The organism is Eubacterium sp. AM46-8, assembly GCF_003466705.1.
In the GTDB taxonomy this organism is placed as follows: domain Bacteria; phylum Bacillota; class Clostridia; order Lachnospirales; family Lachnospiraceae; genus Lachnospira.
In genome coordinates, this window is record NZ_QSEU01000003.1 from 47,011 (window position 1) to 65,424 (window position 18,414).

Here is an 18,414-nt window from a genome sequence, read left to right on the forward strand (position 1 = left end):
ATTAACCCTCCTATCATGTAAGAATAATTAATAAATTGTGTATACAAACAATATTTTAGTTTATCAGATAATAAAGGTATTTACAATAATAATGTACATAACTTATAATACTTTAAGAAATTTTAATAGAAAAGGATATTAGATATGAGTTTACTTACAGTAACCGGACTTACACACGGATTTGGCGACAGGGCGATTTTTAACAATGTATCTTTCCAGCTTAACAGGCTTGATAAGATTGGATTAGTGGGAGCCAACGGCGAAGGTAAATCCACATTTATGAATATAATAACAGGCAAGCTTATGCCTGATGAGGGAAAGGTTGAGTGGGCTAAGAATGTCAGAGTCGGATATCTCGACCAGCATGCTGTGCTTGAGAAGGGCATGACAATCCAGTCAGTGCTTGCGTCTGCATTTGACTTCCTGTATGACATGGAGAATCAGATGAATGAGATATATGCCGGGCTTGGCGACGCATCACCGGAAGAGATGGATAAGCTGATGGCGGAAGCGGGAACTATTCAGGACCTTCTTACAATGCATGATTTCTATATGATTGATGCGAAGGTTGAGGAAGTTGCAAGAGCATTGGGACTATCTGAACTTGGACTTGATAAGGATGTAACTGAGCTTTCAGGTGGACAGAGAACTAAGGTTCTGCTTGGCAAGCTGCTCCTTGAAAAGCCGGATATCCTTCTTCTTGATGAGCCGACTAACTATCTTGATAAAGAGCATATTGAGTGGCTTAAGAGATATCTGCAGGACTATGAGAACGCATTTATACTGATATCGCATGATATACCATTCCTTAACAGTGTTATAAATGTTATTTATCATATGGATAATCAGGAGCTGAACCGTTATACAGGCGATTATGATAATTTCCAGAAGGTGTATGCTGTGAAGAAGGCACAGCTTGAGGCGGCTTACAATAAGCAGCAGCAGGAGATTGCAGAGCTTAAGGATTTCGTTGCAAGAAATAAGGCGAGGGTTGCCACAAGAAATATGGCGATGTCGAGACAGAAGAAGCTTGATAATATGGATATTATAGAGCTGGCAGCAGAGAAGCCAAAGCCAGAGTTTAATTTCAAGACTGCGAGAACACCGGGAAGATATATTTTCCAGACACACGACCTTGTTATCGGTTATGATGAGCCGCTTTCAAGTCCGCTTAACTTAGAGATGGAGCGAGGCCAGAAGATTGTGCTTACTGGTGCTAACGGTATAGGTAAATCTACATTATTGAAGAGTATATTAGGACTTATCAAGCCTCTGTCAGGTGATGTTGAGCAGGGCGATTATCTTGAGATAGGATATTTCGAACAGGAGACTCCGGCTGGAATTGAAACTACGTGTCTTGAGGAGATATGGCAGGAATTTCCAGGATATACACAGTATGAGGTTCGTTCAGCCCTTGCCAAATGTGGTCTTACAACCAAGCATATCGAGAGCAAGGTTAAGGTTCTTTCTGGTGGAGAGCAGGCAAAGGTGCGTCTGTGCAAGCTGATTAACCGGGAGAGTAACATTCTTGTACTTGATGAGCCTACTAACCACCTTGATGTGGATGCCAAGGATGAATTAAAAAGAGCCCTTATGGCATATAAGGGCAGCATACTTATGGTCTGCCACGAACCAGAGTTCTACGATGGTCTTGCGACCGATGTGTGGGACTGTGGAAAGTGGACAACACGTATTTAATTGTATGATATGCGGTTGCCGCAGTTAATCATTAAAATAATCAGGAAAATGTTTTCTGATTGCATCAATATTTTCAGAATATCTGCTCATATGTCTCTGCGATATATGGGCAGCTTTTTCTTTGTCTTTCTTCTCAATGGCAGCTACAAGTTCACCATGGTCTTTTAAGATTCTTCCTGTTTCTTTACATCTGAAACTTAATATTGTAGTTCTGTCAAAATGTGGTGCCATGCTTTCGACAAGGTTATACCAAACTGTTTTGCCACACATTTTATACAGGCTTCCGTGAAATTCTTTATCAAGTATGAAAATCTTTTCTTCATCACCTCGTTTGATATACATTTCCCATAAGGCTACATTTTCATATAAGGAATCAAGCTGGTTCTTTGTCAGTATATCGCATGCTTCAACAGCAAGCTGCGCCTCAAGTACACAGCGTAAGTCGCGGAGCTGTTCTACGATATCTGTATTGACATACGAAACAAATGCTCCAATCTTAGGTTTTATCTCTATCAGCTTTGACTGTGCAAGTTCTAATTCTGCCTCGCGTAAAGGATTATTGCTGACATGCATAAGTGAGCAGAGTTCAGGTGCTTCAAGCTTCTGACCCGGCAGCAGGTTAGTGTGGACAATGTTGTAAATAAGCTGTCTGAGTACATAATCTTTAGCAGCTTCATCTTCTGATTTTTCTGTAATATTTAACATAGATACCCCCAAAATGTTAATGATATATATTTTATATCATATTTTTGTAAAATTGTCTATTTTTTAACGCTTGACATTTTTGCGACTGATATATATTATATAGCACGAAATATATAACATATAGAGTAATATAAAAGATACGGAGGTTAATGATGAGTGGCACAGTAACTAAAAACAAAAAGATAACTCTCATTCACAAGCTGGCATATGGAAGTGGTAATATGCTGGGAAGCGGAGCTTTGGCGATAAGCGGGGCATGGCTTTTATATTTTTACACGACATTTTGTAATATGTCGGTTGTTAAAGCTACACTTATATTTTCAATTGCAACATATCTCGATGTAATTCTTAATCCTTTGATGGGATTTATTACAGACAGCTTTTACAGAACTAAGCTGGGAAGGAAGTTCGGACGAAGAAGATTCTTTATTCTTACAGGTATTCCGCTTATGCTTCTTTATCCAATGCTTTGGGTAAAGAATATGAATTTTTTCTATTATCTTACAACTTATATTCTTTTTGAATTTGTGTATACAAGTATTATGATTCCTTATGATACACTTGCTGTTGAGATGACTTCGGATTTTAACCAGAGAACTTATCTTACAGGATTCAAGGCAATGTTCGGAAAGCTGGCTAACTTCTTAGGCGCAGCTATTCCGGGATTCTTCATTGGAATGCTTGGCAAGGATTCACCACTGCCATTCTTCTATACAGGTGTTACATATTGCGTAATTATGATAATTTCGCTTACATTTCTCTACTTCAATTCTTGGGAAAGACCTTATGAAGATGTAGCAGAGGAGAATATTCCTAATTTCGTTGAGGGAATTAAGAAACTTTTCGTTGATATTGCATCAACATTAAGAATCAAGACTTTCAGACAGCACCTTGGAATGTATCTGTTTGGATTCGGTGCGGAATGGCTTTTTACAGCGTGCTTTACTTATTATATAGTATTCTGTCTGAACCAGCCTTCAACACTTGTTTCAGAGCTTAACAGCTTAAGCAGTATCCTGCAGCTTATATCAACAGCTGTATTCATCGGTATTGTAGCAAAGAAGGGATTTGCAAAACCATTTATCGCAGCACTTTCAGTTGTAATCGGCGCAATCCTCTGCTTTTTTGGAATATTTGTATTCCATATAGTTCATATTACAGTTCTTGTATTTGGTGTAATGGTTATATTCGGTCTTGGAACAGGTGGAGTTTATTATATTCCTTGGACAGCGTATACATTTATGGCGGATGTTGATGAAGTCGTAACTAACAGAAGAAGAGAAGGTGTATATGCCGGAGCAATGACAATGGCTGGAAAGCTTATGAGAGCAAGCGTTGTCTTTATCTTAGGTCAGGTTCTTGCTGCATTTGGATTTGTCTCAGGTGCATCAACACAGCCACAGAGCGCAGTCAATGCGATAGCAGGTGTCCTTCTTATCGGTGTTGGCGGACTTGCAATAATCGGAATAGTCTTCTCATGCAGAATGAAGCTTAACCACAAGACTCATAAGATTGTCATTGACGAGCTTGACAGAGTCCATGCTGGCGGCAGAAAAGAAGATGTTTCTGAGGAAACAAGAAATGTTATTGAGAAATTAACAGGTATTTCTTATGATAAATGTTTTGGTAACAATAATATTGGTTATAAGGAATGAGAAATTGAATAATAATTGATAGCAAAGCCCATAGAAGCAGATTCTATGGGCTTTTGTGTTAAAAAATCATATCAGCATCATAGTCAGATATAATCCGACACATACGGAATTCTATGGAAAAGTATGTCATCCAGATGTTCAATAGCTTCATCTGATGCCTGTATCTTGTCCATGACATGAAGCTTCTCAGCAGTTTTGTAGCCAAGCATTAATGTGGTTAATGTGCCGATTGACATGGATACTTCGTAATCAGGCTGCTGTTCGGTTTCAATACATCTGCCATTATCAAAAAGGTATGTAAAGTAACCGTTGTTCCATGCCAGGAGGTCATCTTCAATGTAGAAGCGTATGCATACAGAAGGCTCGTCCGGGTCGCATGCATATTTGGCAAAGAACTGCCTGATATCAATGACTCGACCCATTGTGTATGGGCGGATTGTCTCTTTAATGTCACTGTCATCAAGTTCAAATGCGATTGGCTCACTGTAGTAATTGTTTCCACGGACCTCGTCAATCATTGAATCGTGGGCATGTATGAATTCCCACAAGCCAAGCTGTGCCTCGCGGTTAAGATAAATCATTTCTTTCACATGCATGACATCAGAACTTATCATGTATACCATATATCCGTAAGGTACATCGTCCTTAGAATAATAGATGGCAACAGATGTGTCGTCCTCGTCCCAGCGCCAGTATTCTTCCCATGCAAGGTTATTTCTATATAGACAGCCGTGTGTCTTTTCAGCAAATTTGGTATGAAGCTCCTTAAATTCTTTGTCGTCCCATGAGACTCGTCTGACATAGCCAGGCTCATTAAGCTTTCTTGGAATCTGTGTATCCTTGATTGTATAAGTCATCTTGTTAGAGATAATTTCCCAGCCAAGACCACGGTATAATGGAATTGAATATGGATACAGCAAAGCAAATGATTTGTGTGCATCTCTCATTCTAATAAGGCTCTGAATCATAAGTCTTTTCATGATTCCGTGTCCTGTGTATTCAGGGTATGTGCATACGCTTGTAACAAAGCCTACGCTGTATTTAACACCATATATATTCATATCAAGCGGGTATACTGCAAATTGTGCAATCAGATCATCACCATTGAAGCAGCCAAGTACATCAGCTCTTTGAAGAACTGGGAATTTGGATTGGGTAATCTCATCATCCTTCCATCCTGTCTCGGCAAGCTCCTGTTCAGTTACCTGAAAGGCATATCTTAAAAGTGCATTGTATTCTTCAGCGTCATCTATAGTGAGAGGGCGCAGTGTATAGTTGTTTTCATCATTTTTGCTCATTGCGTTTATTCCTTTTCTGTGTGCGCTTATTTCGTACATAATATAGCACTGGGGGCGGTTGTGGTCAAATGCTAGTTGGTGATATACTATAATAAATATAGGAAAGACCTACGAAAGAAGCAGAAATCAGCGAAATAGTAGGTTAAATGAAGCCAGGGCGAGAGGCAGGAAGTGAAAAGTAGAGTCAGATAAGAAACAAGGCAGAAAAAGGAGGCACACATGGCAATAAAATCAGAAGCAAAACTCACCACATTTGAGGCGATTAGCATGATTGTAGGAAACAGCATTGGAACGGGAATAATAGCAGTTCCGTATCTTGCAACGAAGAACAGTATGATTGATGTTATCTGGATGGTAGGAGCAGCTTACATCATTAATGTGATTCTACATCTTATAATTGCGGAACTTTCGTATAACAACGGTGGTGTACAGCTTGTAAAAAGCTTTGAGGGGGAATTGTTCCACGGAGTTATGAAGAAGGTATTCAGCTGGATTGTTTTTGTGGTGTATGGACTTGCGATTATGATAGGAGTAAGTGGCAATATTAATGGTGGAGCGCAGATATTTGTGAACTGGTTTGGACTTCCACTGTGGGCAGCGCAGATAATATATTATGTGATTGCTGGAATTGTAGTATTCATGGGAATGAAGGCGGTAGGAATTGCACAGAAATACGCTGTAATACTTCTTATGGGAATAGTTGCAGTTATGACAGTAGGAACATTTACACATCCAGTTAATGGATTCTATACAGCACCTTTCCATTGGAATAATCTGCTTGCACTGTATAGTATGGTTGTATTTGCGACATCAGCAAATCAGGCGGTTATTCAGGTTGTTAAAGGGCTTGATGGCAATCCGGGTAAGATAAGAAAATCAATATTCATAGGCTTTGGTCTGTCGTCAGCGTTCGTGCTTGTTGTGACACTTACAGTTCTTCTTGGAACTAAGGGAACAATAGATAAGGAACTTGCTTATATGCAGCTTGGAGAGAGCATCGGAAAATGGGCAGTTATTCTTGCAGGTATCTTTTCGCTTTTTGCACTGCTTACAACATTCTGGAGTAACACACTTGCTTTAAGAGATGTCGTGCATGAGCAGGTTGGAATCGGCAACCGTGTAAGCTGGCTTATAGCGACAGTTCCATGTATATTATTTGCAATATTCGGAGTAAGCAGCTTTATAATACTTACAAGAATTATGAGTGGTGTAGTTGTACTGGTGAGCATAATGCTTGTTCTTACATATGGTAAATCAAGAAAGAAAGCAGGAGCAAGTCCTATATGCGGAGTGATAGGAACGCGGCCATTTCAGATTCTTATGGTAGTATCGACGATAGTTTCGGCTATAGGAGCATTAATACCGCTCAGCTAAACATATAACCGGTATTAATTTTAGTGCCGGAAAGAAAGGCGTGAAAGTATGTATAAATCGGACAATTTAAAGCAGACAGACAATGAAACATTTACATATACAATTGATAAGAATAAAGATTTTAAGATATTGCAGCTTACAGACCTTCATCTGGGATTTGGTTTTATATCAAGAAAGAAGGATAAGCTGGCGCTAAATGCAGTAACAAAGATTATTCATAAAGCAAAGCCTGATATGATAGTGCTAACTGGAGATTCTATATTTCCATTTCTGCCAAAGGCAGGAACGCTTAATAACAGAAAGCAGGCGTACAAGCTGATGAAATTCATGGACAGCTTTGCAATTCCATATACGCTTGTTTTTGGTAATCATGATTGCGAGATGGGGTCGACATGTAATAAGGAAGAACTGGCACAGATTTATAAGAAGGGGAAATACTGCATATTTACTGAAGGCAGGAAAGAGCTTACAGGTGTAGGAAACTTCTTTATTAATCTTACCGATTCAGATGGCAATGCTTTATTGCCACTTGTCATGCTTGATTCTAATATGTATGGTGAAGGAGGCTGGTTTTACAGCGGATTTGACCGGATACATGATGATCAGGTGGAGTGGTGCATGAACAGGCTTAATGACTTGAAAAAATGTAATCCGGATATTAAGGCGATGGCATTTTTCCACATGCCGCTTGCGGAATTTAAGGAAGCATACCGTAAGATGAAGCTTGGTGATAAAAGCGTAATATATCAGCATGGCAGTATTGCTGAGAAGAATGAGCATTTTGGAATTTCAAAGTTTGAAGGAACATTTTTTAACAAAGCAGTAGAGAATGGCGTTATTAAATGGATGTTTTGCGGACATGACCATCTGAATACACTTTCACTTATATATAAGGGAATCCAGATGACATATGGAATGTCAATAGATTATCTGGGATATAAGGACATAGATAAGAGTTATATCCAGAGAGGCGGTACTATGATTACGAGAAAGCCTGATGGAAGAATATTGGTTAGCATGATACCGCTTGGAGCAGTAATTTCTACAAGGGTAAGCGGTAAGAAAAATGAAGAATAGGCTGAATAAGGCAGAAAAAGGGCCTCCCCAAGGAAGAGGGTAAGCCCTGCAATGATTTGAGCAAAAATCATCTACGCGTCTAATATAACACACAGTTTATGGGAAAACAAGGTAAAATTTGACAATATTAGAACTTTACAACTTTACTAAAAAGGTCGCAAGCCCAGTGTTTATCAGTGATTGCGTATACTAAGCTGTGTGGCGTTATACTTGTGCTTTTTAAAGTACAATTTCTTAGATATTAGTATTAAGTGCAATGTAGTTTTCGTTCATTTCAATAACGATATCCTTGCCGCTGTTAATCATGAACAGCTTAACATAGTTGGTAACAAATGCATATCCAACGGAAGTGATGAAACTATAGTCATTATCGAAGCCCTGCTCGTTAGCAGCATACTGTTTGTGGTTAGTTATGAGATAATCTAACATTCTGTCAGCAGACACACCGCGACCATTATTAGATATCAGAGGTTTGTTAATATCGTTCTTGTTTTCTCTTATATAATTCATGAACTTAATTTCATATAACACATGCTCAGACATCGGTTCTGGATACCATGAGTTATGTGGAAATGTAAAGTAATCTTCTATGTAATGTAAGGCATAGCCTAAAGACAAAAAAGAAAAACAGTTCATTTTGCCATGTCTTTCAAGACGCTGCAGCCTTCTTGAGACTTTATTGTAGGAAGAATCCCATGTATGTCCCTTAATATATGTATGCAGAAGAATATCCGGCATAATACTTCCGAGTCTTAAAGCAAGATCATGTCTTTTCTTAAGCTTAGGAGTAAGTCTTTTGGTTACGGTTACATGTCCGTACTTGTTCATTAATTTCCCTTTCATAAATGCTTTATATCCGAATAATAAATACGAATATAAATAGTCCTTTAGTCCTATAAGAAAGTAACACCTTTTAATATGTTTGTCTAGCACATTATGGAAAAGAATACATGAAATTTATGTAAATTTATTTTGATAGTCAAGCAAATACAAATCTTACGAACATATTGCAATCAGCAGCACTTGTTTATGTATATAGATTCTGGCACAGTTTAGTTCTGATTTTTACAATTTATAATATAAATGAGGTCGTACAATTCAAAGCATACAATTGTTAAGGCAAAGGCGCCCAGTACAGCGAAATCCGCTGGCTGGGCGCTTTTCCTGTATATCGTACAGATTGCAGGCAGCCAGAAAGAGATGTAGAAAGGATGGTAGTTATGGGAGCAAGAATTGAAGAACATCCAATATTGGGAAAACAAGAAAAAGGAAGGCTTGTAACATTTTATTTTGATGGGAAAGAACTGACAGGCTATGAGGGAGAACCAATTGCAGCGGCTCTTAAAGCGCAGGGCGTTATGATACACAGATATACAAAGAAAGAGCATAAGCCAAGAGGAATATTCTGTGCGATAGGAAGATGTACAGACTGCGTAATGGTTGTTAATGGAAAACCAAATATAAGGACATGTGTTACTCCTTTAGAGGAGGGCATGAAGGTCCAGACACAGTATGGAGTGAGTGACAAACCATTTGAAGAGCAGTAGATGAAAGGAAGTGTGGATATGAAGCGATATGATCTTATTATAGTTGGTGCAGGTCCGTCGGGGTTATCAGCAGCAATAGAAGCAGCTAAGAGAGGACTTGAAGTAGTTGTATTTGATGAAAATGAGAAACCAGGAGGACAGCTTTTTAAGCAGATACATAAATTCTTTGGCTCTAAGGAGCATAAGGCTAAGATAAGGGGCTTTAAGATAGGTGAAGATTTATTAATGGAAGCAGATGCAGCAGGAGTTAAGGTTGTTCTTAATGCAACAGTCTGTGGAATGTATCAGGACAAAGAGATTACAGTAAGAATTGGCGATGAGATACATCATTTTAAAGGAGATTCAATAATAATTGCTACAGGCGCAGCAGAAAATATGGTTACATTTCCAGGCTGGACATTGCCGGGGGTTATTGGTGCAGGAGCAGCACAGACAATGATGAATCTTCATGGAGTTAAGCCAGGAAGCAGAATTCTTATGCTTGGCTCAGGAAATGTAGGACTTGTTGTAAGTTATCAGCTTATACAGTGTGGCTGTGAGGTTGTGGCACTTGTTGATGCTGCACCAAGAATTGGCGGATATGGAGTGCATGCAGCAAAGGTAGCACGTACAGGAGTTCCATTTTATCTGTCACATACGATAGTAAAAGCAGAAGGAGATGACCATGTTACTGGAGTAACAATAGCAGAGGTTGATTCATCTTTCAAATTCATACCAGGTACAGAAAAACATTTTGATGTAGACACAATATGTCTGGCCGTTGGACTTTCACCTATGTCACAGCTTCTTAAAATGTCAGGCTGTAAGATGGAGGATAATCCAAAGCGTGGAGGACAGGTTCCTATATGTGATGAATATGGAAGAACTTCTATTCCTGGGGTATTCGTTGCGGGAGATGTTTCAGGAATTGAAGAGGCAAGTTCAGCTATGATTGAGGGACGTATGGCAGGAATCGCAGCAGCTGAGTATCTGGGATACATAGATAAAACAGAATTAGATGAGAATTTAAAGAGCCTTGATGTAGCACTTGATGGTTTAAGACAGGGAATGTTTGCACCAAAGAACAGAGGTAAGCTTATAGAAAAAACAGAGGAAGGAATCGATATTTCTACAACACTTCTTACTAAAGGATATGTTGCAGATGATGAGATTGAGAGATTTCCGGGTGTGACAAGAAGACCGGGAGTTCATCCTGTAATGGAATGTACCCAGAATATACCTTGTAATCCATGTCAGGATGCATGTTCTAAGAAATGTATCAAGATAGGAGAAAGGATTACTTCACTTCCGGCTGTTGATGAAAGTGCAACATGCGTTGGTTGTGGAATGTGCGTGGCTTCATGTTCAGGTCAGGCAATTTTCCTTGTTGACGAAACATATGAAGAAGGCTTTGCAAGCGTTACGATGCCGTATGAGTTCTTACCTTTGCCAAAGACGGGTGACAGAGGAATAGCTCTTGGACGTAATGGACAGAAGGTATGTGCGGCGGAGGTTATCAGTGTGAAGTCTTCACCGGCATTTGATAAAACCAATCTGCTTACTATAAAAGTTCCTTCAGAATTTGTTATGAAGGCAAGATTTTTCAAGAAAGAGGCATAATCCTCCCCTCACCAGGGGCTGGATTTTGCTACGCAAAATAAGGAGGATTGAATATGCATGAAGTAAATGACCGTTCAAGGGATATAGGAGAATTCGTTCCGGCACCAGATGACGATATGCTCATCTGCCGCTGTGAAGAGATTACAAAGGGTGAGATAAGAAAAGCTGTTCATGAGGGGATGTGGACAATGACAGAAATAAGAAGATATTTAAGAACAGGAATGGGACTATGTCAGGGACAGACCTGTGCAAAGCTTGTTAAGGGAATTGTTGCAAGGGAATTAGGAGTATCACCTGCAACACTTGAACCGGCAACAAGCAGAGCACCAATGAGACCTACAGAAATGAGAATTCTTGGTAATGAAGCAGAGGACAACAAGGAGGTGTAATTATGGCAAATACAGCAGATGTAATTATTATAGGTGGCGGAATTATAGGTAATGCTATAGCCTATTATCTGGCAAAGAAAGGCACTGATGTAATTGTTCTTGAAGGCAGCGACCATATTGGAAATGGTGGATCGTCAAGAAATGGCGGAGGTGTCCGCCAGTCAGGACGAGACCCGAGAGAACTTCCTCTTGTCATGTACGGAATAAAGAACCTGTGGCCATCACTATCAGAGGAACTTGAAGTTGACTGTGAATATCATCAGGATGGAAATTTAAGACTTGGAAAGAATGACAAACATAAACAGATTCTTGAAGGGCTTACCGAAAGGGCTGTCAAGGTGGGACTTGATGTAAGAATGATAGATGGAGATGAAGTACGCCGTATTAATCCTTATCTGTCAGATGAGGTAATATGTGCAAGCTGGTGTCCCACAGATGGTCATGCCAATCCGCTTACGACAACATTGGGTTTCTATAAGACAGCAAGAAAGCTTGGCGTAAGATTCATTACGGGTGAAAAGGTAATAGAATTAAAGAAGATAAAAGGCCGATTAAAAAAGGTAATCACCCCTAATAATATATATGAAGCAGATACAGTTGTTGTGGCAGCCGGCTATGAAAGTAAAGAAATTCTTGGTACGGTAGGAATAGATGTGCCTATGAGCAGAGTACTTATTGAAGCACTTGTAACAGAAGCTGAACCACATATGTTTGACCAGATGTTAGGAACAGCAGAAGCTGATTTTTATGGACATCAGACAAAGCATGGCTCATTCGTATTTGGTGGCTCATCAGGTTATGAGGCAGTCAATAAGGATAATGGAACCCCGATATGCAGCAGCATTACTGCTCCTTGTATATGCAGAGGTATTATGAAATATTTTCCAGATCTTGCGGATGCCAAGATAGTAAGGACGTGGGCAGGCTGGGCTGACCAGATGAAAGATGGTGTTCCTGTATTAGGAAATGTATCAGAGGTTCCGGGGCTTGTTCTTGCAACAGGATTTTGTGGCCATGGTTTTGGAATAGCACCCGCAATTGGTCATGAACTGGCAGATTTAATAGTAGATGGAAAAACATCTATAGATATAAATGCATTGCGATATGATAGATTTAAGGCTAAAATATAAATAATATGGCTTGGACTTTTGGTGGAATTATATATCTGCTAAAAGTCCAAACTTGTCGTTGGCTTAAATGTAGGGGGAAAAGAGGAGGCAATATGGAGTATAAAATAGACAAATTAAGACCAACCCAGCCTTTTCTTGTATTGGAGACGCAGGATTTTAAGCAGGAAATATATCTTAATCAGGGGATATCACATTTCTACACATTCAGACTTGAAAAAACAAAGGAAATAACTACAGTTCCTGACAGTTGTGTGGATATGCTTTTCAAATATGGAGAAAATGGAATGACTGCTTATGCAATTGGTAGTCCTATAAAAGCATTAGATGTAGAGTGGCAGGGGAAGAAAGAGTATTTTGGAGTGAGATTCATGCCTGGAAGAATGCCGGTTGGACTCAATGTGACATTGCGGGATCTTGTTGACTGCAGATTCTATCTGGAAGATATACTTCTTGATAATAATGGAACATTTGTAAGTGGGATGGAAAAAAAGAAGACATTCAAAGATAGGATTAATTATTTTCTTGAAGAATATACTAAACTGGAGATGAGACAGGAAAAGCCGTTTGGTAAGATGGAGATACTTATGGCGGTTAAAGAGCTGGCATATAATTCAGGAGGCTTGATGAGAATTTCAGAAATGGCTGACACAGTTGGATATACAGAAAGATATATTAATAAGATTTTTATTGAGCAGATGGGATTTTCTCCTAAGGTATTCTGCAAGATAATACAGTTTCAGAGAAGTCTGGAATTCCTTAATTATGGCAATGTGGATAATATGACAGAAGCAGCTGTTAATCTTGGGTATTATGACCAGCCGCAGTTTATAAGAGATTTTAAGACATATTGCGGAATGACACCTAAAAGATATCTTATGCTTACTAAGAGAATCAGATACAACAGCCTTGTTGAAAATGTGTCATAAAAAGTGACTTTCAACGTTAAATATGCTACAATATGCAGGCAAATATAAGTGAACGGGGAGATTTACATGTCACAGTTGACAAAAAAAGCAATAATGAAGTGTACACTTGAGCTTGCTGAAAAAAAATCACTAAAGAAAATCACAGTTAAAGATATAGCCGATGAATGTGGTATTACGAGGAGCACATTTTACTATCATTTTTCTGATATATATGATGTATTGGATGGTGTTGTCCAGACAAAGATTGATGAATTCAATGAAGAGTACAATGGGGAAATGGACAAGGTTCTTATGAGATTTATAGAATATAGCATAATCCATAGGAAAGTATGGGCTAATCTTTTTGATGCAAGAGGAAGAGAGTGGCTGGAAAAATATGTTAAGACACGAATTCATTATCTGGCACTTTTGCAGATTAGAAAAATGTCTGAAGGATACATACTTTCTATTAAGGATGTCGAAATTATATGCAGTTTCTATGAAGAAGCTATATTTGGATTGCTTATAAGATGGATTATTAAGGAAGAAAAAACCAAGACTGTTGATGAAATCAAGGATACCGTTGAAAGAATCGAGAAATTATTTGAGGGACAGCTTGACCTTATTATATCTAATATGAAGAAGTAATTGCCAGAGAGCGGTGAGGTTATTGATATTTCAATGCTTAGCCGATAATATTCAGACACTTTGATGAAAATGTCCGAAATTAGTACAATTATAGAACCCGTGTAGCGTTTTCGAACACTACACGGGTTTTGTTATGCCAAATTTTTACAGAATTGTATATAATGTGCAGGTGCTTTGCTTAATGGCAGCACAATATAAGTAAAGAATAAAGGATGGAATATTATAATGAGCACTAACGAAATTATGCCAAAGTTAAAAGACTTTTTATGTGAGAATTTAGGAATTGACGCAGATGTTTTAGAGTTTGATACACAGCTTTTCGGAGATGGTGAAATCGGACTTGATTCAATCGATTCGCTTGAAATCATCGCTTATGTTGATGATGAATTCGGTGTTCAGATGACAGGTGTTGGCAAAGAACACTTCTACAGCATTGAGACAATCGCTAAGTATATCGAAGAAAATGCATAATATATTCTGATTTCACAGTATATAACCTGGAGCCATTTATGACTTATAATCGCAGGATTCCTGCACCTAGTGGAAGTAAATGCCACCATATACAAAGTTTATTACGGTGTGGGAAATCAAACGCGCTACGCTTGAACGAGATTTCCCACACCGCACTTTAGTATATGGTGGCATTAACATCCACACGGTTCGGAATAATTTGATTATAAGTCATAAATGACTCCAGGTTATTAACAAACAAAATAGAATAATAATAGTAATAAGGAGTAATTATGACAGAGAATAATAACCGCGCAGTCATTACAGGTCTTGGAATGATATGTGCTATCGGTAATTCAGTAGATGAAGCATGGAATAATGCCATTAATTCGGTTTCAGGAATACATAAAACAACAACACTTGATACAACAGACTGTTACGCAGACCTTGCAGCAGAAGTTAAGTGCGACACACTTGGAGATTTTGAGGGAAGCGAAGATGCTGATCGTTCAGCACAGCTTTGTATCAAGGCAGCAGGAGAGGCAATGAAGGACGCAGGACTTGATGATTTTGCAGGAGACCCTAAGGCTTCGGTTATAATTGGAAGCTGTGTTGGTGGTGCAGTCAGCATTTCTGATTATTATGAGCATGGCAAGAAAGCAAGTGATGTAACTAAGATGCCAATCTCATCAATAGCACCTCAGGTTGCAGGTCAGTGCCATGCAGGCGGCGTTGTTACTAATATTGCAAATGCATGTGCGGCCGGAACAATCAGTATTGCATACGCATGCGAGCTTATCAGAGCAGGTAAGGCAGATGTAGTACTTGCAGGTGGTTCAGACACATTTGCAGCAGTACCATATGCCGGATTCTTATCACTTCATGCACTTGACGCAGATGGCTGCTCACCATTCAACAGATGTACAGGAATTACACTCGGTGAAGGTTCAGGTGTCGTAGTAGTAGAAAGCTACGAGCATGCTAAGGCAAGAAATGCAAAAATGTATTGTGAAGTATTAGGTGCTGGTGTCAGCAGTGACGCACACCATATCACAGCTCCAAGACCGGATGGAGAAGGTCAGATGGAAGCTATCAACAGAGCAATCAAAAATTCAGGATTGAAGAAATCGGACATCGGATATGTTAATGCACATGGAACAGGAACAGCTAAGAACGATGATGCAGAATTCTTATCATTACATACAATATTTGACGGCGAGAACGATAATCTTTCAGTAAGCTCAACAAAGGCTATGACAGGACACTGCCTCGGTGCAGCAGGAGCAATTGAAGCAGTATTTTCAATCAAGGCACTTACAACTAATACAGTAGTTCCAACACTCGGATTTAAGGACGAGGATATGGATAAGCTTGCCGAAAAGGCCGGAAAGATAGATTTCTGCCCTAATAAGGCACATGAAAAAGAGCTTACAAGCGTAATGAACAACTCATTTGCATTCGGCGGTAATAACGCAAGTATTATCTTTAGCAAAGAGGCTGGCAATGTGACAGTTAAGGAAGAGAAGAAGCCCCTTGTTATCACAGGTATTGGTGTGGTTACACCAAGCGGCAACGGTGTAGATACATATGTTGCAAATGCAGTAAAAAATGTTGCTCTGACAGAAGCTAATTTAAGAAGTTCAGTCGGCAAGGAAGATTATAATGCACTTGGACTTAAGATGTCATTCTATAGAAAGCTTGATAATTTCAGTCAGCTTCAGGCAGTATCAGGTATGGAAGCACTTAAGGACGCTGATTATACAGTAACAGACGATAATGCAACAGATATTGGAATAATTGTGGGAACGTCAGAGGGCGCACTTGGAACATGCTGTGATTTCCAGAGCATGATTACAGAGAAGGGCAATGCTTCAGGAAGCGCATTCAAATTCCCTAACACTGTATACAATGCAGCAGGCGGATATCTTTCAATCTGCTCAGGAATCAAGGGCTACAATGTAACAGTTACTAACGGTGCACAATCTGGTCTTGCAAGTATGGCATATGCAATGAGCGTACTCCGCTCAGGTCAGGAAAATGCTATGTTAGCTACAGGTTCTGATGAGAACAGCGATATAATGACAGAGCTTTTCGGTAAATTAGGTGTCACATCAGAAAAAGTTGTAGTTCCATTTGCAGGAAATGACGGATTTGTATTAAGCGATGGCAGTGCTTCAGTTCTTATTGAGGATGAGGAGGCAGCCAAAGAGCGTGGTGCAAGAATCTACTGCCATGCAGCAGGATACGGAATGGCTCATTCAAATGTTAAGTTCGGAACACTTACAGGTTCAGAGGCAGGCCTTACAAATGCAGTTAATAACGCATTAGCAGACGCAGGAATGACAATTGATGATATAGATGCAGTATTTGGTTTCGCAAACGGAATGAAGGCTGTCGATGATGTAGAAATCAAGGGATTGACAGCAGTATTTGGTGACAAACTGGCAGAAAAACCGGTTGTGGAATTAAAGGAAGTTCTTGGTGAGTCAAGAGCAGCAGCAGCTACAACAGCAGCAGCACATGCAGCACTTATGTTTGCAGGAAAGATACATTCACAGGAAGCATACAGCATTGCAGCAGACGGAAGCGTTTCTAAGACTAATGTAGAAGCTTCTAAGTTAAATAATGTACTTGTAGTTGCATATGGTGCAGGGGGTTCATACACAGCAATCGTACTCAGCAAGTAATGAAGCAGGGGCAGATGCCCATGACAAAGAACTGACATTTTCTTAAAGAAAGGATACACATATATGAAAGTAGCATTAGTTACAGGAGCTTCCCGTGGTATTGGAAAGGCTTGTGCTATACGTCTGGCAAAAGACGGATATGCCGTAGTCATCAATTACAGCCATTCAGAGGAACAGGCACAGAAGGTTCTTGATGAAATCGTGGCAGCAGGCGGAACAGCCATAACATATAAAGCAGATGTTTCAGACCTTAATCAGGTTAAGCAGATGGTTAAAGATGTAAGTAAGGAGCTTGGCGGAATAGATGTACTCGTAAACAACGCAGGAATCGTAAGAGATGAGTACCTTCTCATGCTTAACAAGGATACACTTGACACATGCATGGATCTGAATGTTAAGGGTTACTTCTACTGCGCACAGCAGGCAGTACTTAAAATGTTCAGAAAGAAGAGCGGTGTCATCATCAACATGTCATCAGTAAGCTCAAAATTCGCACTTCCAGGCCAGTCTGTATACAGCGCAACAAAGGGTGCTGTTAATTCAATGACACAGACAATGGCTAAGGAACTTGCGGGTTATGGAATCCGTGTAAATGCAGTAGCACCGGGATTTATAGAGACAGAGATGCTGGATGCAATTCCAGAAGAGAAGAAGGAAGAGTATTTAGACGCAATCCCAATGCATAAGTTAGGAAAGGCAGAAGATGTTGCAAATGTTGTATCATCACTTTGCTCAGACGCATTTTCATATGTAACAGGTCAGGTTATCGTGCTTGATGGAGGATTATCATTATGATGAACATATTTGAGATTAATAAAAGAATCGGACAGCGCCCACCTTTCCAGATGATTGAGAAGGTGTTAGAGCTTGAGCCTAATGTAAGTGCCAGAGGTATTAAAAATGTATCAATTAATGAACCATATTTTATGGGACATTTTCCTGACGCTCCTATAATGCCGGGCGTACTTATAATTGAAAGCTGTGCCCAGCTCTGTTCACTTGTAATCGATGATGGTGGAAAGAGCAGGGAAGAGGGCAAGTTATATGTGCTTCTTAAAGTAGACGGATTCAAGTTTGTAAAGCCTGTAATTCCAGGAGATACACTTGATATTACAGTTACAGCTACAAGAATCAACAAGGTTCTCGCATCATTTGATGCAGTAGTTAAGGTAGATGGCAATGTGTACGCAAAAGGAAGCATGACATTTACAACAGTAGACCGTAAGGATATATATGGAACGGAGGAATAAAG

The 18,414-nt window shown here is 39.5% G+C and carries 17 protein-coding genes; 14 read left to right on the forward strand and 3 right to left on the reverse strand.

What is annotated here, in order from left to right:
- Positions 1-144 precede the first annotated feature (144 nt).
- Complete coding sequence (locus tag DW963_RS02645) at positions 145-1,698, forward strand: ABC-F family ATP-binding cassette domain-containing protein (RefSeq protein ID WP_012740569.1); 1,554 nt, start codon at positions 145-147, stop codon at positions 1,696-1,698.
- Between the two features lie 24 nt (positions 1,699-1,722).
- Here the strand turns inward: DW963_RS02645 and DW963_RS02650 are convergent, their stop codons facing one another.
- Positions 1,723-2,403 (reverse strand): GntR family transcriptional regulator, encoded by a 681-nt coding sequence (locus tag DW963_RS02650; protein WP_117913735.1) that lies wholly within the window; start codon positions 2,401-2,403, stop codon positions 1,723-1,725.
- 152 nt (positions 2,404-2,555) lie between these two features.
- Here DW963_RS02650 and DW963_RS02655 point away from each other — a divergent pair, with 152 nt between their 5' ends.
- Positions 2,556-4,058, forward strand: a complete 1,503-nt coding sequence (locus DW963_RS02655; RefSeq protein ID WP_117913736.1) for an MFS transporter — start codon at positions 2,556-2,558, stop codon at positions 4,056-4,058.
- An 83-nt stretch (positions 4,059-4,141) separates the two neighbouring features.
- On the opposite strand, the gene DW963_RS02660 is transcribed toward DW963_RS02655, so the two are convergent.
- Entirely contained in the window at positions 4,142-5,356 is a 1,215-nt protein-coding gene (locus DW963_RS02660; RefSeq protein WP_117913737.1) for a GNAT family N-acetyltransferase, read from the reverse strand.
- Between the two features lie 219 nt (positions 5,357-5,575).
- Between DW963_RS02660 and DW963_RS02665 the strand changes: the two genes are divergently transcribed.
- Positions 5,576-6,730, forward strand: coding sequence for an APC family permease (locus DW963_RS02665; RefSeq protein ID WP_117913738.1), 1,155 nt, complete (start codon positions 5,576-5,578; stop codon positions 6,728-6,730).
- Positions 6,731-6,778: 48 nt separating this feature from the next.
- Positions 6,779-7,807: a metallophosphoesterase gene (locus DW963_RS02670; protein WP_117913739.1), complete on the forward strand. Its 1,029-nt coding sequence runs from the start codon at positions 6,779-6,781 to the stop codon at positions 7,805-7,807.
- 234 nt (positions 7,808-8,041) lie between these two features.
- Here DW963_RS02670 and DW963_RS02675 read toward each other — a convergent pair whose 3' ends face one another.
- Entirely contained in the window at positions 8,042-8,650 is a 609-nt protein-coding gene (locus DW963_RS02675; protein WP_243004190.1) for a zinc dependent phospholipase C family protein, read from the reverse strand.
- 377 nt (positions 8,651-9,027) lie between these two features.
- Here DW963_RS02675 and DW963_RS02680 point away from each other — a divergent pair, with 377 nt between their 5' ends.
- The 10 genes from DW963_RS02680 (at position 9,028) to fabZ (ending at position 18,412) form a co-directional block, all read left to right on the forward strand.
- On the forward strand, positions 9,028-9,354 hold the full coding sequence (locus DW963_RS02680) for a (2Fe-2S)-binding protein (RefSeq protein ID WP_022097569.1): 327 nt from the start codon (positions 9,028-9,030) through the stop codon (positions 9,352-9,354).
- Between the two features lie 18 nt (positions 9,355-9,372).
- Positions 9,373-10,953 (forward strand): FAD-dependent oxidoreductase, encoded by a 1,581-nt coding sequence (locus tag DW963_RS02685; protein ID WP_117913862.1) that lies wholly within the window; start codon positions 9,373-9,375, stop codon positions 10,951-10,953.
- A 53-nt stretch (positions 10,954-11,006) separates the two neighbouring features.
- Positions 11,007-11,342: a (2Fe-2S)-binding protein gene (locus DW963_RS02690; RefSeq protein WP_022097567.1), complete on the forward strand. Its 336-nt coding sequence runs from the start codon at positions 11,007-11,009 to the stop codon at positions 11,340-11,342.
- Positions 11,343-11,344: 2 nt separating this feature from the next.
- Entirely contained in the window at positions 11,345-12,472 is a 1,128-nt protein-coding gene (locus DW963_RS02695) for an NAD(P)/FAD-dependent oxidoreductase (RefSeq protein ID WP_117913741.1), read from the forward strand.
- Positions 12,473-12,564: 92 nt separating this feature from the next.
- Positions 12,565-13,398, forward strand: coding sequence for a helix-turn-helix domain-containing protein (locus DW963_RS02700; RefSeq protein WP_158568608.1), 834 nt, complete (start codon positions 12,565-12,567; stop codon positions 13,396-13,398).
- 66 nt (positions 13,399-13,464) lie between these two features.
- Positions 13,465-14,025 (forward strand): TetR/AcrR family transcriptional regulator C-terminal domain-containing protein, encoded by a 561-nt coding sequence (locus DW963_RS02705; RefSeq protein ID WP_117913743.1) that lies wholly within the window; start codon positions 13,465-13,467, stop codon positions 14,023-14,025.
- A gap of 225 nt (positions 14,026-14,250) precedes the next feature.
- Positions 14,251-14,496 carry an acyl carrier protein gene (locus tag DW963_RS02710; protein WP_041689069.1) on the forward strand — a complete coding sequence of 82 codons (246 nt, stop codon included), beginning with the start codon at positions 14,251-14,253 and terminating at the stop codon, positions 14,494-14,496.
- Between the two features lie 272 nt (positions 14,497-14,768).
- Complete coding sequence (locus DW963_RS02715; protein ID WP_117913744.1) at positions 14,769-17,162, forward strand: beta-ketoacyl-[acyl-carrier-protein] synthase family protein; 2,394 nt, start codon at positions 14,769-14,771, stop codon at positions 17,160-17,162.
- 63 nt (positions 17,163-17,225) lie between these two features.
- Complete coding sequence (locus DW963_RS02720; protein ID WP_117913745.1) at positions 17,226-17,957, forward strand: SDR family NAD(P)-dependent oxidoreductase; 732 nt, start codon at positions 17,226-17,228, stop codon at positions 17,955-17,957.
- Positions 17,954-18,412: a 3-hydroxyacyl-ACP dehydratase FabZ gene (gene fabZ / locus DW963_RS02725; protein WP_012740552.1), complete on the forward strand. Its 459-nt coding sequence runs from the start codon at positions 17,954-17,956 to the stop codon at positions 18,410-18,412. Before DW963_RS02720 ends, fabZ begins: the two co-directional genes overlap by 4 nt.
- The last annotated feature ends 2 nt before the right edge of the window (positions 18,413-18,414 follow it).